The sequence below is a fragment of the Mycobacterium sp. UM_11 genome, assembly GCF_001414075.1.
Lineage (GTDB): Bacteria > Actinomycetota > Actinomycetes > Mycobacteriales > Mycobacteriaceae > Mycobacterium.
Window position 1 is genome coordinate 13,524 of record NZ_LATC01000024.1, and the last position, 20,828, is coordinate 34,351.

20 protein-coding genes are annotated in these 20,828 nt (G+C 67.2%); 14 read left to right on the top strand and 6 right to left on the bottom strand.

The window, feature by feature from the left end; translation table 11 throughout:
* The 4 genes from WU80_RS08690 to WU80_RS08705 are packed head-to-tail and all read left to right on the top strand — an operon-like array spanning position 1 to position 3,971.
* Entirely contained in the window at positions 1-1,308 is a 1,308-nt protein-coding gene (locus tag WU80_RS08690; protein ID WP_055401952.1) for an LLM class flavin-dependent oxidoreductase, read from the top strand.
* A 31-nt stretch (positions 1,309-1,339) separates the two neighbouring features.
* Positions 1,340-2,161 carry a coniferyl-alcohol dehydrogenase gene (locus WU80_RS08695; protein ID WP_055401953.1) on the top strand — a complete coding sequence of 274 codons (822 nt, stop codon included), beginning with the start codon at positions 1,340-1,342 and terminating at the stop codon, positions 2,159-2,161.
* Positions 2,158-3,150 carry a cyclase family protein gene (locus WU80_RS08700; RefSeq protein WP_055401955.1) on the top strand — a complete coding sequence of 331 codons (993 nt, stop codon included), beginning with the start codon at positions 2,158-2,160 and terminating at the stop codon, positions 3,148-3,150. The genes WU80_RS08695 and WU80_RS08700 overlap by 4 nt, the downstream gene beginning before the upstream one ends.
* Positions 3,150-3,971: an alpha/beta fold hydrolase gene (locus WU80_RS08705; protein WP_055402032.1), complete on the top strand. Its 822-nt coding sequence runs from the start codon at positions 3,150-3,152 to the stop codon at positions 3,969-3,971. The genes WU80_RS08700 and WU80_RS08705 overlap by 1 nt, the downstream gene beginning before the upstream one ends.
* A 4-nt stretch (positions 3,972-3,975) precedes the next feature.
* Here the strand turns inward: WU80_RS08705 and WU80_RS08710 are convergent, their stop codons facing one another.
* The gene (locus tag WU80_RS08710) at positions 3,976-5,607 is read right to left on the bottom strand and encodes a multicopper oxidase family protein (protein ID WP_055401957.1); all 1,632 of its coding nucleotides are present in this window, start codon (positions 5,605-5,607) and stop codon (positions 3,976-3,978) included.
* A gap of 113 nt (positions 5,608-5,720) precedes the next feature.
* Positions 5,721-6,473 carry an SDR family oxidoreductase gene (locus WU80_RS08715; RefSeq protein ID WP_055401959.1) on the bottom strand — a complete coding sequence of 251 codons (753 nt, stop codon included), beginning with the start codon at positions 6,471-6,473 and terminating at the stop codon, positions 5,721-5,723.
* Between the two features lie 150 nt (positions 6,474-6,623).
* On the opposite strand from WU80_RS08715, the gene WU80_RS08720 reads away from it, so the two are divergent.
* Positions 6,624-7,424 carry an SDR family NAD(P)-dependent oxidoreductase gene (locus WU80_RS08720; RefSeq protein WP_055401961.1) on the top strand — a complete coding sequence of 267 codons (801 nt, stop codon included), beginning with the start codon at positions 6,624-6,626 and terminating at the stop codon, positions 7,422-7,424.
* Positions 7,425-7,432: 8 nt separating this feature from the next.
* Here WU80_RS08720 and WU80_RS08725 read toward each other — a convergent pair whose 3' ends face one another.
* Positions 7,433-8,077: a PAS domain-containing protein gene (locus WU80_RS08725; RefSeq protein ID WP_055401963.1), complete on the bottom strand. Its 645-nt coding sequence runs from the start codon at positions 8,075-8,077 to the stop codon at positions 7,433-7,435.
* Positions 8,078-8,278: 201 nt separating this feature from the next.
* On the opposite strand from WU80_RS08725, the gene WU80_RS08730 reads away from it, so the two are divergent.
* The 9 genes from WU80_RS08730 (at position 8,279) to WU80_RS08770 (ending at position 18,205) form a co-directional block, all read left to right on the top strand.
* The gene (locus WU80_RS08730; RefSeq protein WP_055401965.1) at positions 8,279-8,944 is read left to right on the top strand and encodes a TetR/AcrR family transcriptional regulator; all 666 of its coding nucleotides are present in this window, start codon (positions 8,279-8,281) and stop codon (positions 8,942-8,944) included.
* 11 nt (positions 8,945-8,955) lie between these two features.
* Positions 8,956-9,150 (top strand): ferredoxin, encoded by a 195-nt coding sequence (locus WU80_RS08735; RefSeq protein WP_055401967.1) that lies wholly within the window; start codon positions 8,956-8,958, stop codon positions 9,148-9,150.
* A 1-nt stretch (position 9,151) separates the two neighbouring features.
* Positions 9,152-10,396, top strand: a complete 1,245-nt coding sequence (locus tag WU80_RS08740; protein ID WP_055401970.1) for a cytochrome P450 — start codon at positions 9,152-9,154, stop codon at positions 10,394-10,396.
* 159 nt (positions 10,397-10,555) lie between these two features.
* Complete coding sequence (locus WU80_RS08745) at positions 10,556-11,617, top strand: amidohydrolase family protein (RefSeq protein WP_197281183.1); 1,062 nt, start codon at positions 10,556-10,558, stop codon at positions 11,615-11,617.
* A 9-nt stretch (positions 11,618-11,626) separates the two neighbouring features.
* Positions 11,627-12,868, top strand: a complete 1,242-nt coding sequence (locus WU80_RS08750; RefSeq protein ID WP_055401971.1) for a Xaa-Pro peptidase family protein — start codon at positions 11,627-11,629, stop codon at positions 12,866-12,868.
* The gene (locus WU80_RS08755; RefSeq protein WP_055401973.1) at positions 12,858-13,976 is read left to right on the top strand and encodes a Xaa-Pro peptidase family protein; all 1,119 of its coding nucleotides are present in this window, start codon (positions 12,858-12,860) and stop codon (positions 13,974-13,976) included. Before WU80_RS08750 ends, WU80_RS08755 begins: the two co-directional genes overlap by 11 nt.
* Before the next feature lie 2 nt (positions 13,977-13,978).
* Positions 13,979-14,971, top strand: coding sequence for an enoyl-CoA hydratase/isomerase family protein (locus tag WU80_RS08760; RefSeq protein WP_055401975.1), 993 nt, complete (start codon positions 13,979-13,981; stop codon positions 14,969-14,971).
* Positions 14,971-17,388: a CaiB/BaiF CoA-transferase family protein gene (locus tag WU80_RS08765; protein WP_231633777.1), complete on the top strand. Its 2,418-nt coding sequence runs from the start codon at positions 14,971-14,973 to the stop codon at positions 17,386-17,388. The genes WU80_RS08760 and WU80_RS08765 overlap by 1 nt, the downstream gene beginning before the upstream one ends.
* Before the next feature lie 7 nt (positions 17,389-17,395).
* Positions 17,396-18,205 (top strand): SDR family NAD(P)-dependent oxidoreductase, encoded by an 810-nt coding sequence (locus tag WU80_RS08770; protein WP_055401978.1) that lies wholly within the window; start codon positions 17,396-17,398, stop codon positions 18,203-18,205.
* On the opposite strand, the gene WU80_RS08775 is transcribed toward WU80_RS08770, so the two are convergent.
* The 3 genes from WU80_RS08775 to WU80_RS08785 form a co-directional block, all read right to left on the bottom strand.
* Positions 18,202-19,032: an SDR family NAD(P)-dependent oxidoreductase gene (locus WU80_RS08775; RefSeq protein WP_055401980.1), complete on the bottom strand. Its 831-nt coding sequence runs from the start codon at positions 19,030-19,032 to the stop codon at positions 18,202-18,204. The two genes, WU80_RS08770 and WU80_RS08775, sit on opposite strands and share 4 nt — an antisense overlap.
* Positions 19,033-19,043: 11 nt before the next feature.
* Entirely contained in the window at positions 19,044-19,892 is an 849-nt protein-coding gene (locus WU80_RS08780) for a mycofactocin-coupled SDR family oxidoreductase (protein ID WP_055401982.1), read from the bottom strand.
* Positions 19,893-20,112: 220 nt separating this feature from the next.
* Positions 20,113-20,763 (bottom strand): TetR/AcrR family transcriptional regulator, encoded by a 651-nt coding sequence (locus WU80_RS08785; protein WP_055401984.1) that lies wholly within the window; start codon positions 20,761-20,763, stop codon positions 20,113-20,115.
* Positions 20,764-20,828: the final 65 nt, after the last annotated feature.

Here is a 20,828-nt window from a genome sequence, read left to right on the forward strand (position 1 = left end):
ATGAAAGTATCGCTGTTCTACGAGTTCGCCCTGCCGCGGCCGTGGGCGCCCGACGACGAGCACGTCATGATGCAAGAGTGCCTCGACGAGGTGGAGGCCGCGGACAAAGCCGGCTTCTCCACCGTCTGGCTGACCGAGCACCACTTCCTCGAGGAGTACTGCCACTCGACGGCGCCCGAGATCTTCCTGGCCGCGGCCAGCCAGCGGACCAAGAACATCCGGCTGGGATTCGGCATCATGCACCTGCCGCCGGTGGTCAATCACCCGGCCCGCGTCGCCGAGCGCATCGCCACCCTCGATTTGCTCTCCAACGGCCGCGTCGAGTTCGGCACCGGGGAATCGTCCTCGGTCGGTGAGCTGGGCGGGTTCAACATCGATCCCGCCGACAAACGGGCACAGTGGGAGGAGGCCCTCGAGGTCTCGATTCGCTGCATGATCGAGGAGCCGTTCACCGGCTTCAACGGCGAGCACGTCCAGATGCCGGCGCGCAACGTCGTTCCCAAGCCGCTGCAGAAGCCGCATCCGCCGGTCTGGGTCGCGTGCACGCGGCCGGCCAGCGTGCAGATGGCCGCCCAAAAGGCGATCGGCGCCTTGAGTTTCGCCTACACCGGTCCAGGCCCGCTGACCGAGCGGGTGAACGGCTACTACAAGGAATTCGAAGAAAACGGCGTGCCCGTCACGCCGCGCATCAATCCGAACATCCTGGCCATCGGCGGCGACCTGTCGATGATGGTCGCCAAGACCGACGAGCAGGCGCTGCAACGGCTCGGGCAGGGCGGCGGATTCTTCTCGTTCGGGATCATGCACTACTACATGACGGGGGTGCACACCCCCGGACGGACCGGCGTGTGGAAGCGATATCTCGAAGAGGTCGAAAAGGATCCGACGCTGGCGTACGGCCCGGGGCGCGGGGCGATCGGATCGCCCACGACCGTCCGAGAATTCCTGCGCGGCTACGAGGAAAGCGGCGTCGACGAGATCATCCTGCTGCTCAACCCCCGCAGCCACGAGGGCACCATGGAGTCCATCGAGCTGATGGGCAAGGAGGTGCTGCCCGAGTTCATCGAGCGGGACGCGAAGGCGGTGGCCGAGAAGGCCAAGCGGCTCGAGCCGGTCATCGAAAAGGTGGAGGCGCGGCGGCCGGCATCCACGGCGCCGCAGTTCGACGAACAGTACTCGTTTGGTGGCCTGCCGACCGGTCGGGGCGGTAAGTTCACCGCAAGCGAGATCCCCGAAGCCATGGCGGAAATCAACGAGGGCCGCGTACAGGCGGCCCAGCGGTTGAAAGAACAGCAGCAGCAGAAGTGACTCCGGAAGGTCGCTGAACTAGGAGACGGCCTTGGGAACCATCGACGCGCTCTGGCGCTACGACGGCCGCCGGGCGGTGGTGACCGGATGCGCCTCGGGCATCGGTGGGCACGTGGTCCGCCAGCTCACGGAACTGGGTGCCGACGTCATCGGGCTGGACAAGTGCCGCCCCGACTTCGGGTTGAACGACTTCCGTGAGATCGACCTGGCTGACCGGCATTCGATCGACGACGCCGTGGGGTCGATCGGGGGGCGGGTCGACGCGCTGTTCAATGTCGCCGGTGTCTCGTCCGGGATCGGTAACCCGCCGCTGGTGGCCACGGTGAATTTTCTGGGCCTGCGCCATCTGACCGAGTCGCTGGTACCGATGATGGTCGCGGGATCGTCGATCGTCAGTGTCTCATCGCTCGCCGCGGCTTCCTATCGCGAACATGCCTCGGCGGTGGCACCCCTGCTCAACACCGCGACGATGCAGGAGGGCATCGATTGGTGCCACGCCAATCCCGAGATCTTGGGCAACGGCTACCAGCTATCCAAAGAAGCGATCATCTTCTATACCGCGCGAAGCGCTACGCCGCTGGGCGCCAAGGGCATTCGCATCAACTGCTCGGGGCCCGGGGTCACCGAGACGCCGATCCTCGATCAGCTGCGCACGGCCTACGGGCAGGGCTTCCTCGACGACATCCCCAAGCCTCTGGGCAGGGTTTCCGACCCCGCCGAGCAGGCGGCGGTGTTGCTCTTCTTGAATAGTGGTGCCGCCAGCTATATCACGGGGCAGATCCTCTGGGTCGACGGCGGCAACGTGGGCGCCGCGATCGCGCGTGACCTCTTAGGGCAGGAAGGAGCCCCGTGACCGACTTGACCGATTTCCGACGGGTAGCGCGTGACGTCTCCAATTGGGGACGGTGGGGCGACGACGACGAGCTGGGCACGCTGAACTTCATCACCGCGGACAAGATCGCCCAGGCCGCGGGTCTGGTGAGGCACGGCAAGGTGTTTCCGCTCGGCGTCGACTTCGGCGCGTCGGGTCCGCAGGGCGCCTTCGAGTTCCGGCACAATCCCGTCCACGTCATGACGGTGGACGGGGGCGACGTGAACACGCTGGCCAAGTATGGGCCGAGTTGGCCGCGTAACCCGTTGGCGCAGCAGCTGAGTGGCTACATGACGGCCGACAACCCGTTTCGTTTCAACGACGACATCATCATCATGCCGTTGCAGGCGGCGAGCCAGTGGGATGCGCTGTCCCACGTCTACTACGACGATCACCTCTACAACGGCTTCGCCGCGGATTCGGTGACCAGCATGGGCGCCTACCACTGTGGCATCGACAAGGTCGACGTCAAGGGCATCACGTCCCGCGGGGTGTTGCTGGATTTGGTTCGCCACCGGGGCGCCGAGGTCTTCCTCGAAGCCGGCAACCCGATCTCCCCGGAAGAACTCGACGACGTGGTTCGCGCGCAGGGCGTGACGATCGGGCGAGGCGACATCGTGCTGATCCGGACCGGTTGGTGGACAAGGTTTGCCATGACGGGGAACAAGACCGAGGGCTACTCCGGGCTGGACTGGCGGTGCGCGCAGTGGCTGCACGATCACGAGATCGCCGCGGTGGCCGCCGACAACCTTCAGGTAGAGGACCTGGTGTCGGGCGTCGACGGAGTCACCTTTCCCCTGCACCTGCTCTGCCTGCGCGATATGGGGATGATCTTCGGCGAATACTGGGATCTCACCGCGCTGGCCGAGGACTGCGCCGCCGACGGCGTGTACGAGTTCCAGCTCGTCGCGCCGCCCCTGCGGGTCGTCGGCGCCGTGGGCTCACCGGTGAACCCGATAGCGATCAAGTGATCCAGACTCGTCGCAAGACCATGTTGGTCGACGGCCTGCTCACCAGTTATCTGGAAGCGGGCGACGGCGAGCCGGTGGTGCTACTGCACGGCGGCGAGTTCGGTGCCTGCGCCGAACTCGGCTGGGAACGCAACATCGCGGCGCTCGCCGCCCGGCACCGAGTGCTGGCGCCGGACCAGTTGGGCTTCGGGCAGTCGGCCAAGGTGATCGACTTCGTGGACGGGCGCGCGATGCGAATCCGCCATGTGGCGCGGTTCTGCCAGCTGCTCGGCATCGACTCCGCGCACTTCGTTGGCAACTCGATGGGCGCCATCAACCTGCTCACCGATGCCACCTCGGACACGCCGCTGCTGCCGGCCCGCAGCCTGGCAATCATCTGCGGGGGCGGCGAAATTCAACAGAATGAGCACTTCGAGGCGCTGCAACAATATGACGCCACGCCGTCCGGCATGCGCCGCATCGTCGAGGCCCTGTTTCACGACCCGGGATACCCAGCGGATGACGAGTACGTGCGGCGCCGGTACGAGTCCAGCACCGCGCCCGGGGCATGGGAGGCGGTGGCCGCGGCGCGATTTCGTCGCCCGGGTGCCACGCCGTCCCGCACGCCCTCGAGTGCCCGGGCGTACGAGCGCATCGCGGTGCCGACGCTGGTCGTCGAGGGAGGCGACGACAAGCTCCTTCCCTCCGGCTGGGCCGCGCAGATCGCCGGGCAGATCGACGGCGCCCGCTCGGTGGTGGTCGACCGGGCGGGCCACTGCCCGCAGATCGAGCAGTCGTCGGTGGTCAACGAGTTGTTGCTGAATTTTCTGGCCGACGCCTGATCCGCTAGAACACGTAGTCCAGCCGGGTCTGCATGCCGGCCTCCTGGTGATAGGTGTTGTGGCAGTGCAACACCCACAGGCCCGGGTTGTCGGCCACCAGAACGGCGAGCAGCTTCTGCTTAGGCAGCACCATCAGGGTGTCCTTGCGCGCACCGGGGCTACCGTCGGCCTTGATCAGTTGGAAGGTGTGCCCGTGCAGGTGGATCGGGTGATACATCATGGTGGGGTTGTCGAACGTGATGGTGGGCCGTTCGCCCTCCCGGACGTGCAGGGGTTCGGTGTTGCTGTAAGGCTTTCCATTGATAGTCCAGTTGTATTGGACCATGTTGCCGCCCAGCACGACCGGAAGGTTGAGGCCGGGTTGCGGCCGGCCCAGGTTGACCGGTGTTGTCGCGGTGAACATCTCAATCGTGCCCACTCGCCGGTTCAGCTCGGGCGGCTGGAATCCCGGGTCCGGCGCGCTGCCGGACCCGGTGGACAGCAGCGCGCGCGCCAGTGCGTTCTTGCCCTCCGCCAAGGCGACCAGCGGGAAGACGCCGTCCGCGGCGGTCACCACGACGTCGTAGCGTTCGGCCATGCCGATGAGCAGGGCGTCGACCTGGACCGGCACCACGGGGTATCCGTCGGTGTGGGTGACCGTCATCGAGTGACCGGCCAACGCGACGCGAAACGTGGTGTCGGAGCCGGTGTTGATGAATCGGATCCTGATGCGCTGGCCCGGCTTTGCGTTGAAGGTCATGGGAGCGGCGGGAATTCGCCCGTTGACCAGATAGTAGGGGTAGGCGATATCTCCCGCGTCGCCACCGAGCAGATCGCTCTTACCGACGTTCCCCTCCGGCATCGGGGCGGGACTCGGCGAGCCGGTCGGTGTCGTCGAAGTCTCACCGCTCGACGTTGTCGTCGGGGTCTCGCTGGTGGTCGAGGTCGTCGACGTGGTGGGTGGTGTTGTGGTCGTGGTCGGGGGAGCGCTTGGCGTGCTGGGCTTGTTCGGGCTGGTCAGCTCGGTGTAGAGCTGCTGCGGAGACTTTCCGATTCCGTCGGTCCAATCGTCAAGGACCACAATCCATTCGGCGTCATAGTTGCCCTCGGTCGGGTCGTCGACGATAACCGGGAGGTACAGGCCCATGTCCCCGTCCAGGCCGGTGTGCGGATGGGCCCAGTAGGTGCCCGAATTCGGGACGGAGAAGCGGTAGGTGAAGTCCTGGCCGGCGGGGATGTTCGGCGTGGCCGGCGCGGCGCCGTCCATGTCGTTGCGCAGCGCGACGCCGTGCCAGTGCACCGATGTCGGATGGTCGAGCCGGTTCGACACCGTGACCACCAGTTCGTCGCCGATTCGCGCCCGGATCGGTGAGCCCGGGATGGTGTTGCCGTAGGCGAACGTACGGACAATGGGCCCACCCAGATCCACCTGGACCTGCTGGGCGGTCAGGCTGGCGGTGACGGTGCGGCCGCTGTGCGGCCGGGCGGCCTCCGCCGCGTCGATGGCGGCGGCCAACTGGGCATTGGCCGACGGCGCGGGCTTGGACTGACTGCACGCCGCCAGCGCCAACCCGCCGGCGATGCCGGCCGCCATGAATCCGCGCCTGGTCAGCTGAGCGCTTGGGGCGGTGACATCGCTCGTGGGGGGCACAGGCATCACCGCTCCTCGTCGTCATCGATCTTCGGCGTCTTATACCGTGCTCGGCCGGAGGGCTCAGCGCAACCACCGCCGGGGTTGATGTCGCAACGGCGGTCGGCTACTTGGCGCCGCTACGACACCCCGGCCAACCAATCGCTGAACGTGGTCGGGTAGATCGTCACGTCTTCGCCGTCGACCGGAACGATGCTGCGATCGTCGAGCAACGCGCCGTAATAGCGGACACCGTCGTCGGTGATCACCTGGCGATCGTCGCCGGTGGCCGCGAACCGGGCCCGGATGAAGTCATCCATACCCTGCTTTTCCGGCCCGGCGATATTGATTACGCCGTTGACCGGGTTCCCGGCCGCGGCGCGGGTGACGGCCGTGGCGACGTCCGCGGCGGCAATGGGCTGGAAAGCGCCATGCGGGGCGCGGACCGTGTCGCCGTCGGCCATCGAATCAGCAATGCCGCCAACGAATTCGAAGAACTGAGTCGCCCGCACGATCGAATACGGGAATCCCGATTCCACTATCTCTTTTTCCTGGGCCACTTTCGCCCGCATGTAGCCGCTTTCGGCCGCCCGGTCGGCCCCCACGATCGAGAGCGCGACGTGGTGCCGCGCGTTGGCGGTCCGCTCCGCGTCGAGGAGGTTGCGGGTGGAGGTGGTGAAGAAGTTCAGGACATCGTCGTCGGCCCAGGACGGCGAGTTGGAGACGTCCACAACGGTGTCGACGCCGGCGAGGGCACCGGCGAGACCTTCCCCGGTGATGGTGTTGACCCCCGAGCTCGGCGAGGCGGGGATGGCCTCGTGTCCCAGCTCGTTGAGCTGGGCGACAACCTGTGATCCGATGAGTCCGCTGCCCCCGACGACCAGAACCTTCATGAGCTTCCTCCCGAGTTTCCCGATGAACTGGCGCTCCCAGCATGGCGGGTGTGTGGGGCGAGCGAAACCCTTTGGGGCCTTCCGATCGCCCCGGGGCCCGCTTAAATCAACTGCTTGACTTAACGCGGTCGGCGCGGATTAACTCGTCGGGTGGTCAACGAATTGGAAGGCAAGGTCGCCGTCGTGACCGGCGGCGCCTCCGGCATCGGTCGCGGAATCGTGGAACGGTTTGTGGCCGAGGGGGCGCGGGTCGTCATCGCCGATGTCGAGGCCGAGAGGGGAGAGCAGCTGGCCGCCGCATCGGGCGCCGCCGCTCTGTTTCGGCGAACCGACGTCTCCGATCCCGCCCAGGTCGCGGCGCTGGTCGCCGCGACGGTCGAGACGTTCGGCGGCCTGCACATCATGGTGAACAACGCCGGAATCTCGAGCCCGCTGCGCCGGCTGCTGGACGACGACCTGGCCGACTTCCACCGGGTGATGGGGGTCAACGTTCTCGGGGTGATGGCCGGCACGCGAGATGCCGCTCGGCACATGGCCGAAAGCGGTGGCGGATCGATCATCAACCTGACGTCGATCGGTGGGATCCAGGCGGGCGGCGGGGTGATGATCTACCGCGCGTCGAAGGCCGCGGTCATCCAGTTCACCAAGTCCGCCGCAATCGAACTGGCGCGCTACGAGATTCGGGTCAACGCCATCGCGCCGGGAAACATCCCGACGCCGATCCTGGCGTCGTCGGCGGCCGACATGGATCCGGCCGAGCTGGAGCGCTTCGAAGCCCGGGTGCGCGAGACGATGCGCGAGGACCGGCCCCTGAAGCGCGAGGGCACACCCGACGACGTCGCCGAGGCGGCGTTGTACTTCGCCACCGATCGTTCCCGTTATGTAACCGGAACCGTGCTGCCGGTAGACGGTGGGACGTCCGCCGGCAAGGCGATCCGTTCCCGCAAGTAGCCGCGGCGTCAGGACTCTTCCGCCGGATGCCCGGCGTGAGCTTCCAGGCGAAGCTTGGCCAGCGCCTCGGCGCGTTCGAGGTCTTGCGCGCCAACGCTTTCCATGACCACGCTGTGGGAATGTGCCAGCACACCGAGCACCGCTTCGCTGGGCAGGTCGGGAAACTTACGCCCGAGCACTTCCGCCGCCCTCCTCAACTCGAAGAGTTTCGGATACGCGCGCTCTTCCGGCGTCGGCGGTACGACGCGGGTGACGTCCTGGGCGTGCTGCAGCACGGCGACGGTCTTCTTGCCGTCTTTGATCGGGTCGTTCATCGGTGTCCAGACCCGGTAGACGAACGCGCCCGGGTTCTGCCGGTCGGGAAGGTCGTAGCGCTGGACCCCCATCCAGTGCCGGACCCCACGGCGGAAAACCAGATCCAGCGACGCGGAGACGTTGGCCACGCCGTCCGCTTCGGGATCGGCCGGGTTGTCCGGGAAGACGTCGAACAGCTGGTGGCCCAGCAACTCTTCGCGCGGACGCCCCGACACGCGTTCGCAGGCGGAGTTCACCGCGCGGATGCGCAAGTCGGCGTCGGCCACCAGGTACGGCGACCACTTCGACTGGAACCACGCGGAATCCTCGATCGCCGATACCCGGCTGGCTGACAACATCCCGCACCCACCAATGATTCACCGTCCCGACACCGCCGCGTTCCCGCACGCAAGAGGCCATCGTGACCGAGCGGGGAAGCGTCGGGCGAGGGACCTTTGTCACCCATTACCGGCTAAGTGGCACCGAAGCCGGCGCGAGCGGGCGCCAACAAATTAAATCAATCGCTTGACTTAATCGCTGGGCCACGGTTGACTAGCCGGGTGACCACCATCGGCCGGGCAGTTCGCACCGAACGGGCCAGTTCGACGCAGGAGGCGATCCTCGTTGCGGCCGAGCGGTTGTACGCCGAGCACGGCATGTTCGCGGTGTCCAACCGGCAGGTGAGCGAGGCTGCCGGCCAGGGCAACAACGCCGCGGTGGGCTACCACTTCGGCACGAAGGCCGACCTGGTCCGCGCGATCGAACACAAGCACCGGGGGCCGGTCGAGCAGCTACGCGAGCGGATGGTGGCCGAACTGCTCGAAGCGGGTGGTTCGACCGAGCTGAGGGACTGGGTGGCCTGCCTGGTGCGGCCGCTCACCGATCATCTGGAGGAGCTCGGCAATCCCACCTGGTACGCACGTTTCGCGGCGCAGGCGATGACCGATCCCGCGTACTACCACATCATCGTCAAGGGCGCCCTCAGCTCGCCATCCCTGGTGCAGGTGGTCGAGGGCATCAACCGGTGCCTGCCCGACCTGCCGGCCGAAGTGCACTTCGAGCGAAACATCATGGCCCGCAACCTGTTGATGCACACCTGTGCCGACCGGGAACGATCGCTTGCCGCGGGCGCCTCGCCGCCCCAGCGTTCCTGGCGGGGCGCCGCCTCGGGTCTCATCGACGCGATCGTGGGCCTGTGGCTGGCGCCCGTCACCCCGTACGAATGAGAGGTCTGCAGATGAAAGTGACTGTCGACCAAGATGTCTGCGCTTCGTCGGGCAATTGCGTGCTGAACGCGCCCGACGTGTTCGACCAGCGCGACGAGGACGGCGTCGTTGTTCTGCTCAACCCCAATCCATCCGCCGATGAGGCGCCCGGCGCCCGGCGAGCGGCCGCGGCGTGCCCCGCGCTGGCTATTCAGATCGAGGAATGAGATGTCAGAAACGCTGACTAACACTTCCGGCGTCGAGGCGACCGAGATCCCGGATTACCCGATGCCGCGGCGGGCGGGCTGCCCCTTCGCCCCGCCGCCGGATGTCATGGCGCTTGCCCAAGAGCGACCCTTGTCCCGGGTGCGCATCTGGGACGGGAGCACCCCGTGGCTCATCACCGGCTATGAGCAAGTGCGGGAACTGTTCTCGGATTCGCGGGTCAGCGTCGACGATCGGCGGCCGGGGTTTCCGCACTGGAACGCGGGCATGCTGTCCACGGTGCACAAGCGGCCGAGGTCCGTCTTCACCGCCGACGGCGAAGAGCACACCCGATTTCGGCGCATGTTGTCAAAACCCTTCACGTTCAAGCGAGTTGAGGGCTTACGCCCGACCATCCAGCAGATCACCGATGACCACATCGACGCGATGCTGGCCGGCCCGCAGCCCGCCGATATCGTCACCGCGTTGGCCTTGCCGGTTCCCTCGCTGGTGATCAGCGAGCTGCTAGGTGTCCCCTATGAGGACGCCGACATGTTCCAGCACCACGCCAACGTCGGGCTCGCGCGCTACGCGACGGGCGAAGACACCGTCAAAGGCGCGATGAGTCTGAACAAGTACCTCGCGCAACTGGTCGAGGCCAAAATGGAGGATCCGGCGCAGGACGCGGTTTCCGATCTGGCCGAGCGCGTCAAGGCCGGCGAACTGAGCGTCAGAGAGGCGGCCCAGCTGGGCACCGGGCTGCTGATCGCCGGGCACGAGACCACCTCGAACATGATCGGTCTCGGGGTGCTGGCCCTACTGGTCAACCCGGACCAGTTGGCCGTCCTGCGCGACGCCGACGACGACAATGTCATCGCCAGCGCGGTCGAGGAATTGTTGCGCTATCTCAGCATCATTCAGAACGGGCAGCGCCGCGTCGCCCTCGAAGACATCCACATCGCCGGGGAGACGATCCGCGCCGGCGAAGGCATCATCATCGACTTGGCCCCGGCCAACTGGGATCCGGACGCCTTCCCCGAACCGGACCGGCTGTACCTGCACCGCTCGGGGGCCGACCGCAACGTCGCCTTCGGGTACGGCCGTCATCAATGCGTGGGCCAACAGCTCGCCCGCGCCGAGCTGCAGATCGTTTACCGCACCCTGTTCCGCCGCGTCCCCACGCTGGAACTGGCGATCGGAGTCGAGGACGTGCCCTTCAAGGACGACCGGCTCGCCTACGGCGTCTACGAACTTCCGGTGACCTGGTAGCCCCAGGTCGCTACTCTCAACACTGCAGATCCGAATGGAGGGTCAATGATGACGACTCAAGCAAGTGCCGTTTCGCTTTACCCACCCGAAGGCTTCGGGGCCCCCAAGAATCGCCGTGGTCACGCCTCGGGCGCGGATGTCGGCCTGCCGGCCGGGACCGTGGTGTTCTCCGCGGACAACCACATCTCGTTGGCGGATGACATTTTCTACCAACGCTTTCCGGACGACCTCAAAGACAAGGCGCCGCGGATCTGGTACGAGGACGGCGCCTATCAGGTCGGTCGCAAGGGCCAGTCGTTCCTGCCCGGCGACTTCAGCGCGGTGCTGATGCAGTACGACGACCTGCCCGGGGCCGCGAGTACCAACATCGAGGCGCGCATCCAGGAACTGCGCGACGACGGGGTCGACAAGGAATTGGCCTTCCCCAACGCGATTTTGGCGCTCTTCCACTACCCCGACAAGAAGCTGCGCGAACTCGCCTTCCGCATCTACAACGAGTACATCGCCGAACTGCAGGAGCGCTCGGGCGGCCACTTCTACGGCGCCGGGCTGATCAATTGGTGGGACCCGCAGGGCACGCGAAAGACCCTGGAAGAGCTGAAGTCCTTGGGGCTGAAGACCTTTCTGATGCCGCTGAACCCCGGCAAGGACGACGACGGCAATCCGATCGACTACTCCAGCACCGCGATGCGGGCGGTGTGGGACGAGATCGAGGCCGCCGGCCTTCCGGTCACGCACCACATCGGGGAAACGCCGCCGAAGAGCCCGACCGAGTTCAACAGTGTCGTCGTCGGCATGATGATCAACATCGACGGGTTCCGGGAGACGTTCTCCAAGTACATCTTCGGCGGCATCCTGGACGACCATCCGGGTCTGCGGATCGGTTGGTTCGAGGGCGGCATCGCCTGGGTGCCGTGGGCGCTGCAGGACGCCGAACACCTGGTGGCGTCCTACCGGCACATGTTCAACCGCCCGCTGCAGCACGATGTGCGGTACTACTGGGACAACCACATGAGCGCGTCGTTCATGGTCGATCCGCTCGGGCTGCAGTTGATCGACAAGATCGGTGTGGACAAGGTCATGTGGTCCAGCGATTACCCGCACAACGAAAGCACCTACGGCTATTCCGAAAAGTCGCTGGCCGCGGTCGTGGACGCCGTCGGCCCCGCCGACGCCGCGAAAATCGTGAGCGGCAACGTCACGAAGTTCCTGGGTCTGTAGGGCGCGGAGATGACAACGTTCGCGCAAGCGGGCGCGGGCACCGGCAGCCTGGTGATACCCGAGACGCCCGATATGGGTCGCATGCGGCGTGAGACCGGGGCCCGGCTGCGCACGGCGATGGCCGAACGCGGCGTCGACGCGCTGATTCTGCTCGGCAACAGCGCCGTCGTCTACGCCACCGGCACCAGTTGGCCGCTGGGCGATGCCGGTTTGTCCTATGTCGAGCGGCCGGTCGCGGTGGTGCTCGCCACCGATGAGTGGCCGCACTTGTTCCTGCCGTTCCGCGAGGGCGCCTCGCTGGAGTCCGACTTGCCGGCCGATCACGTCCACGGCCCGGTGTATCTCGAATTCGACGAGGGGGTCGAAGAATTCGCGCGCTGGCTGGCCGACTTGGTTCCCGCCCAAGCGGTCGTCGCGGTCGACGAGTGCACCGGCGCCATGTCGCGCGCCGCGAAGACGTTGTTCCCCGGCGGTCCGCCCGTCGACGCGTCGGCAATTGTCAGCGCCGCCAAGGCGGTCAAGACGCCGGACGAGTTGTCCTGCATGCGCACCGCCATCCGGATCACCGACGAGGCGATGGTCGAGGTCCACAAGCGGTTGGCCCCGGGAATCCGACAGGTCGACCTGTCCGCGAGCTTTCTGCGGCGGGCCTTCGAGCTGGGCGCCACGGCCAGCATGCTCGAACCGATCTGGCAGGTGATGCCGCCCAGCAAGGCCGAGGGCGTGTGGACCACGCACGGCGACCTTGCGCTGCCACTGCTGAGCACCGAACGCGAACTGGCCGAGGGCGACGTGCTGTGGACCGACGTCAGCATCACCTACCACGGCTACTGCTCGGACTTCGGGCGCACCTGGATCGTCGGCAAGGACCCGACGCCACGCCAGCGGGCGCAATTCGACAAGTGGTTCGAGATCATGTCCGCCGTCCTCGGTGTCGTGAAGGCCGGCGCCACCGCGGCGGACCTGGGGCGGGCGGCCATCAACGCCAACGGCGGTGCCAAGCCGTGGCTGCCGCACTTCTACCTGGGTCACGGCATCGGCGTGAACGCCGCCGAAATGCCCATGATCGGAACCGATCTCGGCGCGGACTTCGACGAGAAGTTCGTCCTGCGAGCGGGCATGGTGCTGGTCCTGGAACCGGTGGTGTGGGAGGACGGCACCGGCGGTTACCGCAGCGAGGAGGTCTTGGTAATCACCGAGGAGGGCTGGATCCGATTGACCGACTACCCGTATGACCCCTATGGCAACTGAGGTCCTGCCCGACGCCCGCGCGCTGCGCTGCGGTCGGCGCCAGCGAGCGCTGGATCAGATGGCCGCGCACGACCTCGACGTCCTGGTCCTGGGTCGCCAAGCCAACGTCCGCTACGTCACGGGGGCGCCGCAGTTGTGGGTCGCCGGCACCCGGCCGTTCGGCCCGACGTGTGTGCTGGTGCGCGCGACCGGGGCGATACATCTGCTCAGCACCTGGGACGAGGGCGTTCCCGAGGATATCCCGCACGAGAACCTGTACGGCATCTCGTGGAACCCGATGAACACCATGTCGGCGCTGCGGCGCATCGACGGGGCGGACACCGCCCTGCGGGTCGGAACCGATGCGATTTCACCGGTTTTCGCTCAACTGCTGCCGACGGCGTTCCCCAATGCGGAACTCGTGGACGGCGAACTGGCGATGCGGGCCGCCCGGCGCGTCAAGACGGCCGAAGAGGTGGCGGCGCTGCGGCAGGCCGTCTCGGTCGCCGAGTCGGGCTTGGCCGCCGCCGTGTCCGAACTGCGCCCCGGGACAACCGAACAGGCGCTGGCCGGCGCCCTGCTGGAGGCCATCGCGGGCGGCGGCGTCAGCACCCCGTCGAACCAGGACGTCGCGTGGGTGACGTCACCCGATCATCCGTGGCGGCGCCCGGCCGCGGACGGCCGGGTCAAAGACGGTGACCTGGTGGCTTTCTCGGCCGGCGTGCTGGCGGGTGGCTACATCGGCGAGGTCGGACGCACTTGGCCGGCCGGTGCCGCGCGCGGCGCCGGGGCGGTGTATCGGCGCTGGGAAGGCTTGTGGGACGGGCTGTTGGCCGCCTGCCAACCTGGCGCGGGGGCAAGCGAATTGCTGGACGCGTATCGGGCCGCGGGGGAGCCGGCGCCGCCGATGCCGGTGGCCCGCGGCCTGGGCATGGGCTTCGACCCTCCCGTCATCTCCGAGCACCTGCCCGCGACCGCCGCCGGGGAACGGCTGGAACCGGGCATGGTGCTGGCCGTGACGGGCTACGTCTGGGAACAGGGGATCGGCGCGGTCTTCGGGCGCGAAGCCGTATTGATCACCGCCGACGGCCCCGAGGTGTTGACCGCCAGCCCGTTCTGGCGCGAATAGCCATGGCCGGCAAGTCCCCACCCGCGCCCGAGGAGATCGTCAGATATCACAAGGATGTCGAAACCCGCAGCGCCACAATCACATTCGATCGGCCGGGCCAGCTCAACGCGCCCACCATCGCCGCCCGGCTGCGCTACGCCGACCTGTTGCACCGCGCGTCCATCGACGACGAGGTCAAGGTCCTGGTGGTCCGCGGGGCCGGCGATGACCTCGGCTCGGGTGCGGACCTCACCGAGGAAATGGCGGCGCAGAACTCGGAGGATCCGAGTGACCGACTCGCAGAATACCGGGTCGGCGGCGACGCGGTCAGCTTTCCTCCCGAGGGCTCGTTTCGGCGCGGCGCGACCCTGGGCCAGTGGTACGCCAACCCGAACTCGGGCATCCGCGGCCTGCAGGACTTCAAGAAGATCAGCATCCTCGAGGCCAAGGGTTACTGCTACGGCTGGCACTTCTACCAGGCGGCGGACGCGGATCTCGTGATCTCCAGCGAGGACGCGCTGTTCGGGCATCCCTCGTTCCGGTATTACGGCTGGGGGCCACGAATGTGGTGGTGGGCGCAGACCATGGGGATCCGGAAGTTTCAGGAGATGGTCTTCACCGGAAGGGCTTTCACCGCCGCGGAGATGTACGACTGCAACTTCCTCAACAGCGTGGTGCCGCGAGAGGAGCTCGAGGCGGAGGTGCACCGCTATGCGCTGGCCTGCGCGCGCAACCGCCCCACCGACACGGTGTTCATGCAGAAGGTCTTCTTCGAGATCATGAAGCAGTTCCAGGGCGAGTACATGGGCAGCATGCTCAGCGGGTTCTTCGAGTCGATGGGCGGCGTCGTCCGCCCGGACGGTGACGACTTCATGCTCTCCGCCGCCGTCGACCGGGGTCTGGGCGCAGCGGTGAAAGACAACGACGACAAGTTCCCACCGGAATGGCGCTTGAGCAAGAAGGGACGCAAGGACGGGGAAGCCAAGAAGAAGCCCGGCCGAAAGCGGAAGCGGTAGTGGGGGAATCCACCGTCGAATTACCGCTGGCCGGCTACACCGTGGTCGAACTCTCCACCGGAATAGCGGGCGCCTATTGCACCAAGTTACTTGCCGACGGCGGAGCGGATGTCGTCAAAGTCGAGCCGCCAGAGGGTGATCCGCTGCGCCGCTGGTCCGCATCGGGCGCGGTGATACCGCCCGGCGGCGACGGGGCGTTGTTCAGCTTTCTGGCCGGGTCGAAGCGCAGCGTCGTTGCGGATCCGGCGGTCGTCGATGACACAAAGCTGGTCGACAGGCTGCTGGCCGCCGCGGACGCGGTGGTGTGGTCCGGCGGCTCGAAAGTCGCCGAGCACCCGGACTTCACGCCCGCAGCGCTGCGCCGCCGTCATACCCACCTCACCGTCCTGTCCATCACCCCCTTCGGGCTGGAGGGGCCGTGGCGCGGCCGCGCGGCCACCGAATTCACCCTGCAGGCATGGTCGGGCGGCATCGTCGGCCTCGGGCGCGGCGAATCGGACCGCGCCCCGGTGTTCGTGGGCGGCCAGGTCGGGGAGTACCTGGCCGGGGCGTATGCGAGCGCGGCCATGCTCGCATCGCGCCACGGCCGGGCCGGCGGCGCCCCCGGCGAACTGCTCGACCTGTCGATGCTGGAAACCCACATCCTGTGCCTGACCTATTACCCCGTCACCTATTTCGAGATGCTCGGGCGGCCCTGGCGAGACGCGCGGCGCGTCACCGTTCCGGGCGTGGCGCGCGCCAAGGACGGGCTGGTGGACGTCGGCTGCGGGACCGCGCAGCAGTGGTTCGACCTGTGCGCGATGGTCGGCCACCCCGAGTGGATCGACGAGGATTCGGAACTGACCATCACCGAGCGCGCCACGCTGAACGCCGACGAGATCTACGCATGGTTCGAAAGCAACACGGTCGACGAGATCCGGGAACTCGCAACGGCCTTCCGGATTCCGAACGCGCCGGTCGCCAACGGCGCCAACATCGCCTCGCTCGACCACTTCCGCGAACGCGGCTCGTTCGTGCCGAACCCGTGCGGCCGTTTTCAGCAACCGGGCCATCCCTACCGGCTGAGCCCCGCGCGGTTGCGCCCGCCGCAACCGGCCCCACGCCTGGGCGAACACACGGCGCACTACCGCGCCGCCGACCTGGCCCCCCGGCCCCTACCGGTCGGACCCGCAAACCGGCTGCCCCTGAGAGGGATTCGCGTGCTCGACATGACGACCTTCTGGGCCGGCCCCTGCTGCACCCACCTGTTGGCGATGCTGGGCGCGGAAGTCATCCATCTGGAGTCCACCCGCCGTCCCGACGGGACGCGGCTGATCGCCGGCGTGCCCGTCACCGAAAACCGGTGGTGGGAAAAGTCGCCGATCTTCGCGGCGCTCAACACCAACAAGAAGGGCCTCACGCTGGACCTGCAAAGCCCGCGCGGTGTGGAGCTATTGCGCCGGCTCATCGCGACCTGCGACGTGGTCGTGGAGAACTTCACGCCCCGCGTGCTCGACCAGCTCGGCCTAGATTTCGCGGCGGTCCAAGGGATCAAGCCCGACATCGTGATGGCGCGGATGCCCGGCTTCGGCCTGCAGGGCCCGTGGCGCGACAATCCGGCATTCGCCTACGTCATCGAAGCCGCGGCCGGGCTGACCTGGCTCACCGGATATCCCGACCGCGCACCGTATGACCCCTACTCGATCGGCGACCCCAACGCCGGCGTGCACGCCGTGAACGCGCTGCTGCTGGCGCTCGAACACCGCCACCGCACCGGGCAGGGCGTGTTCGTCGAAGCGGCGATGGTCGACGCCGCGCTCAGCATCGCCGCCGAACAGATCATCGAGCACTCCGCGTACGGGGCGCTGCTGGAACGCGCGGGCAACCGAGGTCCCACGGCGGCGCCGCAAAACCTGTACCGCAGCGCCGACGTCGACGAATTCGGGCGGCTCGACAGCTGGGTCGCCGTGGCGGTGTGCACCGACGAGCAGTGGGCTGGCTTGTGCGCGGCGATCGGATCCCCCTCGTGGGCAACGGATCCCAAGCTGGCCACCGCAAGCGGGCGCAGGGAGCATCACGACCTCATCGACGGGCGGATGGCCGCGTGGTGTGAGCGCCGCGGCGCAGACGACATCATCGCGACCCTGTGGGACGCCGGCGTTCCAGTCGCCAAGGTCATGCAACCGCACCGCCAGGCGGAACTCGCTCAGCTCGCGTTCCGGGGCTTCTTCGAGGAAGTCGACCACCCGGTGAACGGTCCGGCTAGGCTCAGCACCGTGCCGATGAGGTCGTCCGCCGGGCCGACACAATTCCACACCCAGCACGCGCCGCTGCTCGGGCAACACAACCATGAGCTGCTGGCCGAGCTGGGATGCAGCGACGCGGACATCGCCGACCTGGAAACCGAAGGCGTCATCGGCCGCGCACCGGCGATGTGATGAGACGATGGCGATCGATCCCTCGGACATCCTGCTCACCGGCCGCGTGGCGGTGGTGACCGGCGGCGGCGCGGGCATCGGCCGCGGCGTCGCGGCAGGATTGGCGGCCTTCGGCGCCTCGGTCGCCATTTGGGAGCGTGACCCACACACCTGCGCGCAAGCCGCGGAATCCGTTGGTGCCCTGGGGATCCCGACCGATGTGCGCGACAGCGCCCAGGTCGACGACGCGTTGCGGCGCACGAACGCCGAACTTGGCACGCCGACGATCCTGGTCAACAACGCCGGAGGGGTGTTCTCGTCCCCGCTGTTGGAAACCACCGAGAACGGTTGGGATGCGCTCTATCGGGCCAATCTGCGCCACGTGCTGCTGTGCACGCAGCGCGTCGCGCGGGCGATGGTGTCGGCGGGACAGGGCGGCAGCGTCATCTCGGTGACGTCGATCGAGGGCGTGCGCGCCGCCCCCGGCTACGCGGCATATGCGGCGGCCAAGGCCGGGGTCATCAACTACACCCAGACCGCGGCGCTGGAGCTGGCGCCCCACGGCATCCGGGTCAACGCGATCGCGCCCGATATCACGCTCACCGAGGGGCTGGCGCAGCTCGGCGGCGAAGCGGCGCTGGCCGGGGTCGGCCACGTCGTGCCGCTGGGGCGCCCCGGTCATGTCGACGAAATCGCCTGTGTCGCGGTGTTTCTGGCGTCCCGAATGTCGGCCTACCTGACCGGACAGACCCTGCACGTCGACGGCGGCACGCACGCGGCGAGCGGTTGGTATCACGATCCGGCGACGGGCGACTACCGGCTCGGCCCGTCGGGCTAGTGGGCCCACCCCTCGGCGGCCTGCTCTTCGAAAGTGCGGTCGATGCGTTCGAACCTGCGGCGGATCGAGGCGCGGGCGGCTTCGTGCGGCAGCACGTAGAGGCGATTGGCCAGAATCGCATCGGCCGTCAACCGGGCGACGTCGCCCACGCCGACGCCCTCGTCCTGCGTCGGCAGGGTCCCGCCGGCCGCTTCCGGCGAGGAACTCAGCCCGTAGTCCGCCCCCATGATCCGCTCCGAGTTGGAGACCAGCTTGGTCTCCACGACCATCGGGCACAGCACCGATACGCCGATTCCGGCGTCCTTGACCTCACGGGCGAGCGTCTCCGCCAGCCCGACCACACCGTATTTGGCGACGCCATAGGCCCCGAGGCCGGCGTTGGGCACCAGGCCGGCGAACGACGCGGTGAAGGCGATGTGTCCGCCGGTGCCCTGTTCGAGCAGCCGCGGCACGAACGCCTCGACGGCATGGATGGAGCCCCACAGGTCGATGTCGATCACCCAGCGCCAGTCGTCGTGGGTCATCTGCGCGATCGGACCCGCGACCACGATGCCGGCGTTGCTGAAGACGACGTCGACGCTGCCCAGCAGGCGGAAGGCTTCGTCCGCCAGGTGGACCACCTCGTCGAACTGCCGGACGTCGCACACCACGCCGTGCGCGTCGAATCCCTGGGCGCGCAGGTGGTTTACCGCCTGCTCCAGGCCGGGTTGATCGACATCGGCGAGCACCACGCGGGCCCCCCGGCTGACGAACTCGGTGGCCGTGGCCAGACCAATACCACTCGCACCGCCGGTGACGACCGTTCCGCGACCTTCGAATCCGTCCATGGGACGGCACTCTATTTCAGGCAGCTACCGGCATCGATGGGCAGGGTCACTCCGGTGATGTAGCGGGATTCGTCGGAGGCGAAGAACAGCACCGCATTGCTGACGTCGATCGGCTCCACCCACGGGATCGGCATGGTGTGGAAAAGCTGACAGATTGGCGCCATGTCGTCGGGTCCCGGGTTCTGAAGATCCCGGCGGAACATCTTGAAGGTGCCCTCGTTGTGCAGCATCGGCGTCTTGACATGGGTCGGATGCACCGAGTTGACCCGAATCATGTACTGGCCCAACTCGACTCCGAAGGCCCGCATCAACCCGACGACACCGTGCTTGGCGGCGACGTAGTGTCCGGTGTGGGGGTAGGCCTTCAGTCCACCGACCGAACTGGTCAGGATGATGGAACCGCCGCGGCCGCCCGACTTCAGGTGCGGCACACCGGCTTTCACGGTCTTCCAGACACCCGCCAGATTGATGTCGATCATCTCGGTCCAGTCTTCTTCGCTGGTCTCGTCCAGGGTGTCGCCGCCATTGCCGATTCCGGCGTTCGCCACGATGATGTCGAGCCGTCCGAGTTGTTCGACACCGCTGTCCACCGCGGCTTTCAGCGCGGTGTAGTCGCGCACGTCGACCTCGGCGGTGAAGATCCGGCGGTTGTGCCCCTTGACCAGGTCGGCGGTCTCGGCGAGGTCTTCGGGCGTGGACGCCGGAATCGCGGTGTCGGTGACACCGTCGCGGATGGGCTTGCAGATGTCGATCGCGATGATGTCGGCGCCCTCTTGCGCCAACCGCACCGCGTGGCTGCGGCCCTGTCCGCGCGCGGCTCCGGTGACGAAAGCGACTTTGCCCTCAACACGTCCGGTCATGGCTACCTCAACTCCTGACTAGTTATCGCACGTCTTGGCGCAGAACAGCCGGCACCGCGTTCCTCGGGACCGCGGCTCTCGCCGCCTTCGCACTCTGTCACCACCCCGTCAGGGGTGTCAACGGCGAATCCGTTTTGGCTATCTGTGATTCTAAATATTAGAGAATATGATTCTCGGCAGCAAATGGCGTGCGCTATGTGATCAGTGGAGCGTGGACGCGCTAGCCGACGAAGCCGCGCGAGCAGAAATCCCACACCTCGTCGCTGGTGATGGGATGGATGGTCGCGTCGTCGGAGCCGCCGCTGGACTGGGCGATGAACATGACGGTCTGCATGGTCATCGCGGCCACGCGTTTCGCGTTGACGCCCTTGCGCAGCTTGCCGGCGTCGTAGGCGGCTTCCATCAGTTCGGTGAGCAAAGCCAACAGCGGGGCATGCGCCACCTTGACCTCGGCGGGGTGCGTGACCAGCAACCGCGGCGCGAAGTCGGTGAACAGCGGCCGCTTGGCCGTCGGATCGGGGCGGGAGGCCTCATAGAGGAGCTGGACGGCGACCTTCAGCCGCTCCAGGGGATCGGCCTGGCTCTCCGTGGCGGCACGAATCTGGTCGGCGGACCGGCTCAGCGCGTCTTCGAACAGCGCCAGCAACAGCTCGTGCTTGCCGTCGAACTGCAGGTAGAAGCTGCGCAGCGACTGGCGCGACCGGTCGACGACTTCCTGGACGGTAAAGTCCGTGGAGCCCTTTTCGATGATGATGGCCTGCGCGGCGTCGAGGAAGCGCTGAACACGCTGCGCGGCGCGCAGTTTCGCCGTTTTGATGGACCTCTCGACGGCGCGCTGCTTCCAGGCGGGCTCTTCGCTCGGACTGGTCACGGCCGACTCACCTGATTGCCGCGAGGGGAGAACATGATTGGACTCTACCGGAGAACGCCGTGACA